Source organism: Paraburkholderia polaris, assembly GCF_012927345.1.
GTDB lineage: Bacteria > Pseudomonadota > Gammaproteobacteria > Burkholderiales > Burkholderiaceae > Paraburkholderia > Paraburkholderia polaris.
Genome location: NZ_JABBGJ010000003.1, coordinates 256,218 through 269,150, shown reverse-complemented (window position 1 = coordinate 269,150; position 12,933 = coordinate 256,218). Strand labels below are relative to the sequence as shown.

Annotated in this window: 12 protein-coding genes; 3 read left to right on the top strand and 9 right to left on the bottom strand. The window is 62.1% G+C overall.

Annotation, left to right across the window (positions count from 1 at the left end):
* Nucleotides 1–3: 3 nt before the first annotated feature.
* A complete protein-coding gene (gene guaB / locus HHL24_RS03765) occupies nt 4–1,464 on the bottom strand; it encodes an IMP dehydrogenase (RefSeq protein ID WP_169484046.1) in 1,461 nt (486 codons plus the stop codon).
* A gap of 360 nt (nt 1,465–1,824) precedes the next feature.
* Between guaB and HHL24_RS03760 the strand changes: the two genes are divergently transcribed.
* A complete protein-coding gene (locus HHL24_RS03760; RefSeq protein ID WP_169484043.1) occupies nt 1,825–2,802 on the top strand; it encodes a DMT family transporter in 978 nt (325 codons plus the stop codon).
* A gap of 197 nt (nt 2,803–2,999) precedes the next feature.
* On the opposite strand, the gene HHL24_RS03755 is transcribed toward HHL24_RS03760, so the two are convergent.
* Nucleotides 3,000–3,332 (bottom strand): RnfH family protein, encoded by a 333-nt coding sequence (locus HHL24_RS03755; RefSeq protein WP_169484042.1) that lies wholly within the window; start codon nt 3,330–3,332, stop codon nt 3,000–3,002.
* A complete protein-coding gene (locus tag HHL24_RS03750) occupies nt 3,329–3,766 on the bottom strand; it encodes a type II toxin-antitoxin system RatA family toxin (protein WP_074283112.1) in 438 nt (145 codons plus the stop codon). The genes HHL24_RS03755 and HHL24_RS03750 overlap by 4 nt, the downstream gene beginning before the upstream one ends.
* A 100-nt stretch (nt 3,767–3,866) precedes the next feature.
* On the opposite strand from HHL24_RS03750, the gene smpB reads away from it, so the two are divergent.
* Nucleotides 3,867–4,313: an SsrA-binding protein SmpB gene (gene smpB / locus HHL24_RS03745; protein WP_042323149.1), complete on the top strand. Its 447-nt coding sequence runs from the start codon at nt 3,867–3,869 to the stop codon at nt 4,311–4,313.
* Between the two features lie 262 nt (nt 4,314–4,575).
* On the opposite strand, the gene HHL24_RS03740 is transcribed toward smpB, so the two are convergent.
* From HHL24_RS03740 to ppsA, 3 genes are all read right to left on the bottom strand, one after another.
* Nucleotides 4,576–5,508 carry an SPFH domain-containing protein gene (locus HHL24_RS03740; RefSeq protein ID WP_169484040.1) on the bottom strand — a complete coding sequence of 311 codons (933 nt, stop codon included), beginning with the start codon at nt 5,506–5,508 and terminating at the stop codon, nt 4,576–4,578.
* Between the two features lie 63 nt (nt 5,509–5,571).
* A complete protein-coding gene (locus HHL24_RS03735) occupies nt 5,572–6,027 on the bottom strand; it encodes an NfeD family protein (protein ID WP_169484039.1) in 456 nt (151 codons plus the stop codon).
* Between the two features lie 180 nt (nt 6,028–6,207).
* The gene (gene ppsA, locus HHL24_RS03730) at nt 6,208–8,613 is read right to left on the bottom strand and encodes a phosphoenolpyruvate synthase (RefSeq protein ID WP_169484037.1); all 2,406 of its coding nucleotides are present in this window, start codon (nt 8,611–8,613) and stop codon (nt 6,208–6,210) included.
* 539 nt (nt 8,614–9,152) lie between these two features.
* Here ppsA and ppsR point away from each other — a divergent pair.
* Nucleotides 9,153–9,968, top strand: coding sequence for a posphoenolpyruvate synthetase regulatory kinase/phosphorylase PpsR (gene ppsR / locus HHL24_RS03725; protein ID WP_063496521.1), 816 nt, complete (start codon nt 9,153–9,155; stop codon nt 9,966–9,968).
* A gap of 172 nt (nt 9,969–10,140) precedes the next feature.
* Here the strand turns inward: ppsR and HHL24_RS03720 are convergent, their stop codons facing one another.
* The 3 genes from HHL24_RS03720 to lpxB all read right to left on the bottom strand — a co-directional run bounded on the left by HHL24_RS03720 (nt 10,141) and on the right by lpxB (nt 12,930).
* Nucleotides 10,141–10,923, bottom strand: a complete 783-nt coding sequence (locus HHL24_RS03720) for a TrmH family RNA methyltransferase (protein ID WP_169484036.1) — start codon at nt 10,921–10,923, stop codon at nt 10,141–10,143.
* 61 nt (nt 10,924–10,984) lie between these two features.
* On the bottom strand, nt 10,985–11,764 hold the full coding sequence (rnhB, locus tag HHL24_RS03715; protein WP_169484034.1) for a ribonuclease HII: 780 nt from the start codon (nt 11,762–11,764) through the stop codon (nt 10,985–10,987).
* Nucleotides 11,761–12,930, bottom strand: a complete 1,170-nt coding sequence (gene lpxB / locus HHL24_RS03710; RefSeq protein ID WP_169484033.1) for a lipid-A-disaccharide synthase — start codon at nt 12,928–12,930, stop codon at nt 11,761–11,763. The genes rnhB and lpxB overlap by 4 nt, the downstream gene beginning before the upstream one ends.
* Nucleotides 12,931–12,933 lie beyond the last annotated feature (3 nt).

Below are 12,933 nucleotides of genomic sequence, written 5' to 3'. Positions count from 1 at the left end.
CGTTTAGTCCACGTGGTAGTTGGGCGCTTCCTTGGTGATCTGCACATCATGCACATGCGACTCGCGCAAGCCCGCGCCCGTGATCTGCACGAACTCGGCCTTGTCGTTCATCTCCGCGATCGTGCGGCAACCGCAATAGCCCATGCTGGCGCGCACGCCGCCGATCAGCTGGAACAGGATCGCGTTGACCGAGCCCTTGTAGGCGACGCGGCCTTCGATACCTTCCGGCACCAGCTTGTCGATGTTCGCGGAGTTGTCCTGGAAGTAGCGGTCTGCCGCGCCGTCCTTCATCGCGCCGACCGAGCCCATGCCACGGTACGACTTGTACTGGCGGCCCTGGAACAGGAACACGTCGCCCGGCGCTTCTTCGGTGCCGGCGAACATGCTGCCCATCATCACGGAATTCGCGCCGGCGGCCAGCGCCTTGCTGACGTCGCCCGAGAAACGCACGCCGCCGTCGGCGATGACCGGCACGCCCGTGCCCTTCAGCGCTTCCGACACGTTCGAAATCGCGGTGACCTGCGGCACGCCCACACCCGCGACGATCCGCGTCGTGCAGATCGAGCCCGGGCCGATACCGACCTTCACGCCGTCTGCGCCGTATTCGACGAGCGCCTTGGCAGCCGCAGCGGTGGCGATGTTGCCGCCGATCACTTCGACATGCGGGAACTTCTGCTTGACCCACTTGACGCGCTCAAGCACGCCCTTGCTGTGGCCGTGCGCCGTATCGACGACGATCACGTCCACGCCCGCCTGCACCAGCAGTTCAACGCGCTCTTCGTTGTCCTCGCCCACGCCGACCGCCGCGCCTGCGCGCAGCTTGCCGTGTTCGTCTTTACACGCGTCCGGGTGTTCGGTTTGCTTGGTGATGTCCTTGACGGTCATCAGGCCACGCAGTTCGAATGCGTCGTTGATGACCAGCACGCGCTCGAGACGGTGGCTGTGCATCAGCGCCTTGGCTTCGGCGAGCGGCGTGCCTTCCTTGACGGTGACGAGGCGCTCGCGCGGCGTCATGATGTTGCGCACCGGCTCGTCCAGACGCTCTTCGAAGCGCAAGTCACGATTCGTGACGATACCGATCAGTTGCGCGCCTTCGACGACCGGGAAGCCCGAGATGCCATGCTGGCGCGACAGCGCGATGACGTCGCGCACCTTCATTTGCGGCGGCACCGTGATCGGATCGCGCACGACGCCCGATTCGAAGCGCTTGACCTTGGCAACTTCACGCGCCTGTTCAGCCGGCGTGAGATTCTTGTGGATGATGCCCACACCACCCATTTGCGCCATCGCGATCGCGAGACGGGCTTCGGTGACGGTGTCCATGGCGGCGGACACGAGCGGCATATTCAGGGAAATGTTGCGGGTCAGCCGGGTCTTGAGGCTGGTGTCGCGCGGCAGAACATCAGAAAAGGCCGGGACGAGGAGCACGTCATCGAACGTGAGTGCTGTTTGGATCAGACGCATGGCAAATCCTATAGGCGCAAAAGCGAATTATACGCGATACCTCCCCGGTTTTCACTGCACTAACAGCAGCTTAGCGAATTTCGAGGGATTTTTTTCATGACTTCTCACCGTTCGATTTCGCTTCCACGTTCGCCTCGGGTTCGATCCGGTTTCGTTTGCGCGTTCGGGTGCATGGGGACCTCACCGAGTCGGAACATGGGTAATTCGGCGGAGCTTGCGCGCCGTCGAACCCTCGCGCGGAAGTTAAAAGGCGCCTGAACACACCGGATAAAACCGCTGGAATGCAGAATCAAACAAGACACCCTGCCCGCCAAACGGCTATTCTGCCGACCATTCCAGTTTTTCTTGCAGGGGCAGTCGATGCAGCGCGGTGTGGCATATGGAGTAATGGCGGGGGCCTTATGGGGCATGGTGTTTCTGGTGCCGCGCGTGCTGCCCGATTTTTCGCCACTGCTGCTTAGCGCCGGCCGCTACACGATGTACGGCATTGTCTCGCTGGCCGCCGCGCTGCCGATGGCGCGTTCGCTCATCAAACGCCTGACCCGCGAGGATCTCGGCGCGCTGGTCAAGCTGGCGTTGGCCGGCAACCTGCTCTACTACCTGCTGCTGACCGCAGCGGTCCACATAATCGGCATCGCGCCGGCCTCGCTGATCGTCGGCGTGCTGCCTGTCACGGTGACGCTGCTCGGTCGGCGCGATCATGGCGCCGTGCCGCTCGCGCGCCTCGCATGGCCGCTCTCGCTGGTCGTCGCGGGTATCGCCTGCATCAACATCGACGTCTTCACGGTAGCGGACACCACGCCAGTGAGCATCGCGACGAAGCTCCTCGGCCTCGCCTGCGCGGTCGGCGCACTCGCCTGCTGGACCTGGTTCGCGGTCGAAAACGCCCGCTACCTGCAGCGCCAGACGCACTTCAGCGGCAACGAGTGGTCGGTGTTGTGGGGTGTGGTGACCGGCGCGCTCGGCACGGCATTGTGGCTGGTAATCGCCGTCATGCCGTCCGGCAGCCTTCAGGGGCCGCTCGGCGACGAGCGCTGGCATACCTTCTGGATGCTGAATCTGGGCCTCGCAGTCGGCGCTTCGTGGCTCGGCAATGGGCTGTGGAATGCCGCATCGAAGCGGCTGCCGCTCACCCTGTCCGGCCAGATGATCGTGTTCGAGACGCTATTCGCGCTGCTCTACGCGTTTATCTACGACCAGCGCCTGCCGCGCCCGCTGGAAACCGCGGCGATCCTGCTGCTGGTGGCGGGGGTGTGCTGGTCGGTGCGCCAGCATGCGGACGACGATACGTCCGGTGCGGCATCGATTGAGGAAAAGGCGCAACCGTCGGTGCATTGATGCATGGCACGGCTTCGACGACGTCTTGACACGAGACGCTGCGACCAGCGGCCCGCAGATAGGCGTAAAAGACGTTTGCTTAACGGTAGCGACTGACAACACCACTGAGTGCCAGTTCACCCGCGCTACGCGGGGAAGGCTGGCCCCAGGCCACCCGAGCCGGCCAGCGCGCTGATAGGCGCCGCCACAAGACTCACCTAGCGCGAATCCTTGTTCTGCCAGCGGCGCCCTTCGATCGAGCCCGCCTTGCGGGTCTTCTCGACACGCCGTTGCCGCGAGAGCTTCGGATCCACCAGCAGGGGCCGGTAAATCTCGACGCGATCGTGGTCGGCGAGCACCGCATCGAGCGGCTTGAGCTTGCCGAACACGCCGACCTTCTGCGTGCCCAGATCGATCTGCGGATAACGCTGCAAGATGCCGCTCGCGTCGAGCGCCTGCTGCAGCGTGGCGCCTTCCGGCAATTCCACGGCGATCAGCGTCTGCTCATTCGCGAGCGCGTAGCAGACTTCAATCGACAAGCGCGCGCTCATGCCTTACCGTAGCGCTGATCGGCGCGCTTCACGAACGATTCGACGAAGGTGTTGGCAATGTGGCTAAACACCGGCCCGATGATCTTCTCGAGAATGATGTTGGTGAATTCGTAGTGCAGCGCGAATTCGATCTTGCAGGCATCCGCGCGCAACGGCGTGAAACGCCAGAAACCGGTGAATTTGCGAAATGGGCCGTCCGCGAATTGCATATCGATGCGCGTGGGCCGCTCCATGGTGTTGTGCGTCGCGAAGTGCTGCTTGATGCCCTTGAAGTTGATATCGATCTTCGCCTCCATGCCGGTTTCGTCCTGGCGGCGGATTTCGACTCCCCCACACCAGGGCAGGAAATTGGGGTAATCGGCGACGTCGGTAACGAGGTCGAACATCTGTTCCGCCGAATGGCGGATCAACACGGTTTTCTGGACATCTGCCATAAATTGAACAGCGCGTGGCAAGGGTGGACAAGCGCCGCGGGCTTTCCTTGCCCCGCTTTGCTAAAATCGTGATTTTAAACGAGTTGGGCACTTTCCATTCATGAGCATCATCGACAACAGAAAAGCCTTCTACGACTACTCGGTCGAAGAACGCTATGAGGCAGGGCTCGTGCTCGAAGGATGGGAGGTCAAGGCGCTGCGCGCCGGGCGCGGCCAGATCAAGGAAGGTTACGTGGTCATCAAGAATAACGAACTGTTCCTGATCGGCACGCACATCAGCCCGCTGCCTGAGGCCTCGACCCACATCAACCCGGACCCGGTGCGTACGCGCAAGCTGCTGCTGCATAGCGAGGAAATCAGCAAACTGATCGGCAAAGTCGAGCAGCGCGGCTACACGCTCGTGCCGCTGAACTTCCATTACAAAGGCGGTCGCGTCAAATGCGAGATCGGCCTGGCCAAGGGTAAGAAGCAGCACGACAAGCGCGAGACCGAAAAGAAGCGCGACTGGGAACGCGAGAAGGCGCGGCTGATGCGCTCGCCATCGTGATCGTGATCTCAGGCTTGAGTTGCGAGTTAATCTGCGGCTCGGCCTGCGAGTTGGCCTGCGGGTTGGCCTGATCAGCGTCGCGTGATGCGCGGATTTGCCGCGCTTTGCCGCCCGATCGGGTCGACAGCAAAAGCTGCGATGCAACAAAAAATGGCCCGCACAAATCGCGGGCCATTTTTTTGGCAGTTCCAGGCGCCGGCAGAGGGCCGGCTCGGACAAGGGAATCTGAAGTCAGGCTGGGTCAACCTGCGTTGCCGCCAACTCAGCGCACCTCGGTTGCGCCCTTCCCCTTGTTCACAATGGTCAGCGCCGACGCTATCATCGAACTCATATCCGCCAGGTTACCCGGCACGATCAGCGTCGTGCCCTGCTTCGCCAGGTTACCGAACGCGTTCACGTACTGCTCGGCCACCTTCAGGTTCACTGCTTCCATCCCGCCGTTCGACTGGATTGCCGCTGCGATCTTCTGAATCGCCTGTGAGTTAGCCTCAGCCACCGCCAGAATCGCAGCAGCCTGACCCTGCGCCTGATTGATCGCCGCTTGCCGCTCGCCTTCGGACTTCTGGATCGACGCCTCGCGCCCACCCGAGGCGATATTGATCTGCTCCTGCTTGCGCCCTTCGGAGGCCGCGATCAACGCGCGCTTCTCACGCTCGGCGGTGATCTGCGCCTGCATCGCGTGCAGAATTTCCTTGGGCGGCGTCAGGTCCTTGATCTCGTAACGCAGCACCTTGACGCCCCAGTTCGCCGCCGCCTGATCGAGCGACGACACGATGCTGTGGTTGATAAAGTCGCGCTCTTCGAAAGTCTTGTCGAGTTCGAGTTTGCCGATTACCGAGCGCAGGGTGGTCTGCGACAACTGCGTAATCGCGAACACGAAGTTGCTCGAGCCGTATGACGCCTTCATGGGATCGGTGACCTGGAAATACAACACGCCATCCACCTGCAATTGCGTGTTGTCGCGCGTAATACACACCTGGCTCGGCACTTCGAGCGGGATTTCCTTGAGGATGTGCTTGTACGCGATCCGGTCGACGAACGGAAACGCGAAGCTCAAGCCAGGCGTCAGCGTACGGTGATAGCGGCCGAGCCGCTCCAGCACCCACGCATGCTGCTGCGGCACGATCTTGAGCGTCTGCGCCGCCAGCACGATCACGATAATCAGAAGCACCGCCCCGACGATGGTTGAGTCCATTACTGCCCTCCGGTCCGTAGTTCGAATAGTTGTGCGTGGTACTGTGCACGCGTTGGTGCGCGCTCAGGCCACGGTTGCCTTGGCTTTCGCATGCCGGCTGGCCACGACGACGAGGCAACTGCCACGCATCTCGGCGATTTCATAGAGCTGCGCATCTTCGGGCTCGCCAGCGGCCAGTTCGACGTCCCATTCAGCCCCGCGGTAATTGGCGCGGGCGCGGCGCTCGTGCCACGCCGCCACGGTCAGTGCCTGACCGATGTCCAGATTGACGTCCGGGTTCCTCGACGCCTCTTTACGCGTTCTGCGGCCAAAGCGCGAACGCCTGAGCAACAGGACGGCCGCCAACGCCACTACGGCTGCGACCGAGAATTGAATATCAGCAGCGGCGCCCGCAATGCGCGCAATAGCCGCCCCGATACAACCCAACGCGATCATCAGCAGATAGAAAGTGCCGCTGATCAACTCCAGCGCGATGAGCACACCCGCCCCGATCCACCAGAACAATCCACCTGGCGCCACGTCGACCTCCACAAAGCAAAACACCCCGGATCTACCGGGGTGTTTATAGCACGAAGCGGGTGCGTTTTATCGGGCGGTACAGCACGCTTTTACGTGCTTTTGACGTACCGCACCGCCCTTTATGCAAGCCGCTTATCGGGCACCTGCCCGGCGCTTATTTACTTCGCTTATTTACGTCGCTTACTTCGTGATCGATTTCGCCAGTTGCTGCCACGTCTCGATGATCGAGTCCGGGTTCAGCGAGATCGACTTGATGCCTTCATCGGTCAGCCATTGCGCAAAGTCCGGATGATCCGACGGGCCCTGGCCGCAGATACCGACGTACTTGTTCAGTCGCAGACACGTGTCGATCGCGCGCTTCAGCAAGAACTTGACTGCCGGATCACGTTCGTCGAAATCGACTGCCAGCAGTTCCATGCCGGAGTCACGGTCGAGGCCGAGCGTGAGCTGCGTCAGGTCGTTCGAACCGATCGAGAAACCGTCGAAGAATTGCAGGAACTCTTCGGCGAGAATCGCGTTCGACGGCACTTCGCACATCATGATCAGGCGCAGATTCTTCTCGCCGCGCTTCAGGCCGAACTTCTCCAGCAGCCCGACCACGCGCTCCGCCTGCTTCAGCGTACGCACGAACGGCACCATGATCTCGACGTTGTCGAGGCCCATCTCTTCACGCACCTTCTTCAGCGCGATGCACTCCATCTGGAACGCTTCGGCGAAGTCGTCGGCGATGTAACGCGATGCGCCACGGAAGCCCAGCATCGGGTTTTCTTCATCCGGCTCGTAACGCGAACCGCCGATCAGCTTCTTGTACTCGTTCGACTTGAAGTCCGACAGACGCACGATCACGGGCTTCGGATAGAACGCCGCCGCGATTGTGGCGATACCTTCGGTCAGCTTGTCGACATAGAACGCGCGCGGCGATGCATGGCCACGCGCCACGCTTTCCACGGCCTTCTTCAGGTCTTGATCGATGTTCGGATACTCGAGAATCGCCTTCGGGTGAACGCCGATGTTGTTGTTGATGATGAATTCCAACCGTGCCAGACCCACACCTGCGTTCGGCAGTTGCGAGAAGTCAAAGGCCAGTTGCGGGTTGCCGACGTTCATCATGATCTTCACCGGAATCGGCGGCAGTTCGCCGCGCTGCACTTCGGTGATTTCGGTTTCGAGCAGACCGTCGTAGATCTTGCCTTCGTCGCCTTCGGCGCACGACACGGTCACCAGCGCGCCTTCCTTCAACACGTCGGTCGCGTCGCCGCAGCCCACCACCGCCGGCACGCCCAGCTCACGCGCGATAATCGCCGCGTGGCAGGTACGGCCGCCACGATTCGTGACGATTGCGGATGCGCGCTTCATCACCGGCTCCCAGTTCGGGTCGGTCATGTCGGCCACCAGCACGTCACCCGGCTGCACACGGTCCATTTCCGACGGATCGTGGATCACGCGCACGGGACCCGCGCCGATCTTCTGGCCGATTGCACGGCCGGTAGCCAGCACGTTCGATTGACCCTTCAACCTGAAGCGTTGCTCGGCCTTGCCCGCAGCCTGGCTCTTCACCGTTTCCGGACGTGCCTGCAGGATGAAAATCTTGCCGTCGCGGCCATCTTTGCCCCACTCGATGTCCATCGGACGCTCGTAGTGCTTTTCAATGATGACGGCGTACTTCGCGAGTTCGATCACGTCTTCGTCGGTGATCGAGAAACGGTTGCGCTGCTCGTGCGCGACGTCGACGGTCTTTACGCGGCCTTGCTCGCCGGCCTTGGTGAATTCCATCTTGATCAGCTTCGAGCCGATCGAGCGGCGGATGATCGGGTACTTGCCTTGTGCGAGCGTGGTCTTGAAGACGTAGAACTCGTCCGGATTCACGGCGCCCTGCACGACCGTTTCGCCCAGGCCGTAGCTCGACGTAATGAAGACGGCGTCCTTGAAGCCCGATTCCGTGTCCAGCGTGAACATCACGCCTGCCGCGCCAACGTCCGAGCGCACCATGCGCTGCACGCCTGCCGACAACGCGACTTCAGCGTGGGTAAAGCCCTTGTGGACGCGATAGGAGATAGCACGGTCGTTATACAGCGACGCGAACACGTGCTTCATGCGATCGAGCACGTCGTCGATGCCGACCACGTTGAGGTAGCTTTCCTGCTGACCCGCGAACGATGCGTCCGGCAAGTCTTCCGCCGTTGCCGATGAACGCACGGCAAACGACAACTCTTCAGGCGAGCTGTTTTGCAGGGTATCGAAGCCTGCGCGGATATCCGCTTCGAGACGCGGTTGCATCGGCGCGTCGATGATCCATTGACGGATCTCTTTGCCTGCTTCGGCGAGCGCCTTCACGTCGTCGACGTCGAGCGTTTCGAGACGTTTGGCGATGCGTTCGGTGAGGTTGTTGTGATGCAGGAAGTCACGGAAAGCCAGTGCCGTAGTGGCGAAGCCCGTCGGCACGCGCACGCCGGCTTCGGCGAGCTGACTGATCATCTCGCCAAGCGACGCGTTCTTGCCGCCGACAATCTCCACATCGGTCATCCGCAACTGCTCAAACGGAACTACATACGCCTCTTCCTTTGCGACGGTAACTGCGTTAGTCATACAAGCCCCTAAGTGTGAAAGAAATTCACGGCTGTGCAAGTGGGCTTGAACGCGAGACGCCCATTGGAAGCGTGACCTCGCGTCTTGCACAACCTGTTGGAGAAGCAATCGCTGCAAATGGCCGGAATCGCCACAAAGCGCCAGATGCACGACGTAGAAAGCGGATGGACGAAATTACCGATCGATCCATCCTATTGCTCTATTTTGCCGCAAGTTACCGGCTGAAAGCGTGGCGTTGACCGACCGTTCGGGGTGAGTTAGACGCCAATCGCCTGCAATTGCTTATCCAACAGGTTGCCGCTATTCTACCGTGCCGACTCTCAAAATGTGACAGTCGGACGAGAATTGCGCCTCGAATCGCGCCCCGGACCGGCTGACGGGCTTTGGCGAGCCCCCACCGCCATCCGGGCGCAGTTGCGGTGCCCACGGCGCGCTGAAATGACGCCGCTGCAATTTCCGGTTAGCCACCGCGCAGCGACGCCAATCCAGCGATGTTTCATTCGAGCGCTTTTTTCCGCTCACGTTCCCCAGTCCCACTGATGCCGCCCACCGTATTCATCGTCTCCGACGGTACCGGGATCACTGCCGAAACCTTCGCGCATTCGATCCTCTCCCAGTTCGACCAGAAATTCCGCCTGGTTCGCGTGCCCTTCGTCGACTCGACGGACAAAGCGTACGCCACGCTGGAAAAGATCAACGAAGCGATCCAGCAGGATGGCCGCCGTCCGATCGTCTTCACAACGCTGGTGGACAGCGCGTCGAATCAGATCGTCAAAGGCTCGAATGCGCTCGTGCTGGACATGTTCCAGACCTTCGTCGAGCCGCTCGAACAGGAACTGGAGCTCAAGTCGAGCCACGCGATGGGCCGCGGCCACCAGAACGCCGATACCGAGGAATACAAGAACCGGATCGAGGCGATCAACTTCTCGCTCGCGCACGACGACGGTCAATCGAACCGCAATCTGGCCGATGCCGACGTGATTCTGGTGGGCGTGTCGCGCAGCGGCAAAACGCCAACGAGTCTGTATCTGGCGATGCAGTACGGTGTGAAAGCAGCCAACTATCCGCTGATTCCGGAAGACTTCGAGCGTGGCAAGCTGCCTACGCCGCTATTGGCGCATCGGCAGAAAATGTTTGGCTTGTCGATCGATCCGCAGCGGCTGTCGGAGATCCGTAACGAGCGCCGGCCGGGCAGCAAGTACGCCGCGCCGGAAAATTGCCGTTACGAGATCAATGAGGCCGAAGCGATGATGCGGCGCGAAGGAGTCAAGTGGTTGTCGTCGACGCATAAGTCAATCGAAGAGATCGCGACGACGATCCTGCAGGAGATCAAGCTGGACCGGCCGGCTTACTGAGCGCGGCCTCGCCGCGCATCGCGCGCGCTCAGCACGCGGCGGCGGAGTTGCCTGGCTACGCCGCACGCTGGTGCGCTGGTGTGACGCACACCGCACGCCGCACGCCGCACGCCGCACGCCGCACGCCGGTCAATGTAGCCTGGCGCTGGCGCGGGTTACTCAGTACCGCGCCTCACCCGCGGCGCTGCTGTCGACACTGCTCGAACACGCAAACCGCCGCCGCAGCCGCCACATTGAGCGACTCCATGCCACCCGGCTGCGGAATCGTCACCCGCAACGACACCGCATCGCGCCACGTCTGCGATACGCCCGCTCCTTCGTTGCCGAACACCCACGCAAGCGGTCCGCTCAGATCGCAGTCGTAGATCGCTTCGGCACCGTGCGAATCCGTAATGACGACGGGCACCGCGAGGCGCTGGATCAATACCTGCGCCTCGACATCCTCGTGGATTTGCAGCAGAAAATGCGCGCCCATGCCCGAGCGCAGTACCTTCGACGACCATGCGTACGCGGTGCCCGGCGCGCAAAACACCTGCTGAATGCCGGCGGCCGCCGCGCTGCGCAGAATCGAACCGACGTTGCCGGCGTCCTGCACGCCATCGAGCACGAGACAGGTTTCTCCGACCTTCTCCGGCAGCGGCGTATCGAGTTTTTCGACCAGCAGGAGAATCCCAACACCGTGCACGACGTTCGACAACTGGCCAAACAACGCATCAGGCAGCGTGACAATGCGGTGCTCGTCGATGCGCGAGACGATGGCCTGCGCTTCGTCGTGACGCAGTGCACCCTCGGTGACGATGCACATTTCCGGCTGCCCGGCGACGTCGAGATACGCGCTCGCGAGATGGAAGCCTTCGAGCAGTGCGTGGCCGCTGCGGCGCTGCTGATGCGTTGAGCCGGCCAGTGCCTTAAGGCGCTTGTAGAGCGGATTGTCCCGCGAGGTGATGGCTTTCACAGGCAGCGAACACAGTGAGAATGAGGAAAGAGTGGGCGATGCGCGAGGCCAAGCATGGCGCTCAGGCGCCGCTGCGTTCGCCGAAGGCGTCGTCGTCGAGCATGGCGTCGGTGAGCATGGCGTCGGTGAGCATTCCCGACACAACGATCACGTCGCCCACCGGGAGCTGCTTCGAGCCTGTGCCGAAACGCTGATGCGCTTCACGCACCGGCGCGAACGAGCGCCGATGATGCTCGCAGGGCCCATGTTCGCGCAGCGCCGCGAGATGCTGCGGCGTGCCATAGCCAGCATGCGCGTTAAAACCGTAGACCGGATAGGTTTGATGCAATTCGAGCAGCATCCGGTCGCGCGTGACCTTGGCGAGAATCGACGCCGCGGAAATGCTCTTGACCAGCGCATCGCCGCCGATTATTGCCTCGCTGCGAATGCTCAGCGTCGGGCAGCGGTTACCGTCGATTTTCACGAGCGTCGGTACGACTGAGAGGCCTTCGACCGCCCGCTTCATCGCCAGCATGGTGGCGTGCAGGATGTTCAGCGTATCGATTTCTTCGACGGTAGCCGACGCGATGCAGTAAGCCAATGCCCGGTCGACGATCTTGTCGTACAGTTCGTCGCGCTTTTTGGCGGTGAGCGCTTTCGAATCGTCAAGGCCGCGAATCATCGGCTTCGAAGGGTCGAAAATCACGGCCGCAGCGACCACCGGGCCGGCCAACGGGCCGCGTCCGGCTTCATCGACGCCGCAGACGATGTCATCCGGCGTTTCGAAGTCCAGACCGACCTGCCGCGCCGCCGCGCCTGCACCGGTCGCAGCCTTGCGGCGTGGGACGGGTGCCGTGGTCACGGCCGCGCCTTCCGCTTTTCGATGACGCTCGCCACGACTTCCGCCGCACGCTGCGCGGTGTTCTGCTTCAGTACGTGATGCATCTCCGTGAAGATTTCCGTCAGCGTGCGCCGGTTGGTCTCGTCGCGCAACTGTTTCAGCGTGGCCTCGGCGAGCGCCTGCGGCGTGGCGAAGTGCTGCAGAATTTCGGGCACGACGAAACGCCCCGCCAGGATGTTCGGCAAGCCGACGTATGGCAGATAGCCTTGGCGGCGCATGATCTGGCCGGTCAGCCAAGGCACCTTGTACGAGATGACCATGGGTTTTTTCAGCAGCGCGGCTTCCAGCGTCACCGTGCCGCTCTTGACGAGAATCGCATCGGCCGCCGTCATCGCGAGTTGCGACTGGCCGTCGGTGATGGTCAGCGCGAGACCCGGATGCGCATCGACCAGCGGCCGCAGCATTTCGCGCAGCGCGGGCGTGGCCGCCGGCATCACGAAACGCAAACCAGGCTCTTGGTGCTGCATCATCTCCATCGCGGCAAAGAACGTCGGACCGATCAGATCGATCTCAGAGCGCCGGCTGCCCGGCAGCACCGCGATGATCGGACCGCTTTCAGCGAGGCCGAGTGTGCGGCGCGCACCAAGCGTATCGGGTTCGATCGGGATCTCGTCAGCGAGCGGATGGCCCACGTAGGACGCCGCGACGCCTGCCTTTTCCAGCAACGCCGTTTCGAACGGGAACACGCACAGCATGTGGTCGACCGCCTTGGCGATCTTCTTGATGCGCCCGCCCCGCCACGCCCAGATGGACGGACAGACGAAGTGAATGGTCGGAATGCCCGCTTCGCGCAACGGATGCTCGAGGCCGAAGTTGAAATCGGGCGCATCCACGCCGATGAACACCGACGGCGGCTCAGCCAGCAGTTGGCGCTTCAGTTCGTTGCGGATGCCGAGGATCTCGGGAATATGCCGCAATGCTTCGACATAGCCGCGCACCGTCAGCTTTTCCATCGGCCAGTGGGCGTCGAAGCCCGTGGCGATCATGCGTGGGCCGCCGATCCCGTAATACTGGGTACCGGCGGGCAGACGGCTCGCGAGGCCGTCGAGCAGCGACGCCGCCAGCAGGTCGCCGGACGGCTCGCCAGCCACCATCGCGACGCGCAGCGGACTCGGTTGCAATGCCATCGG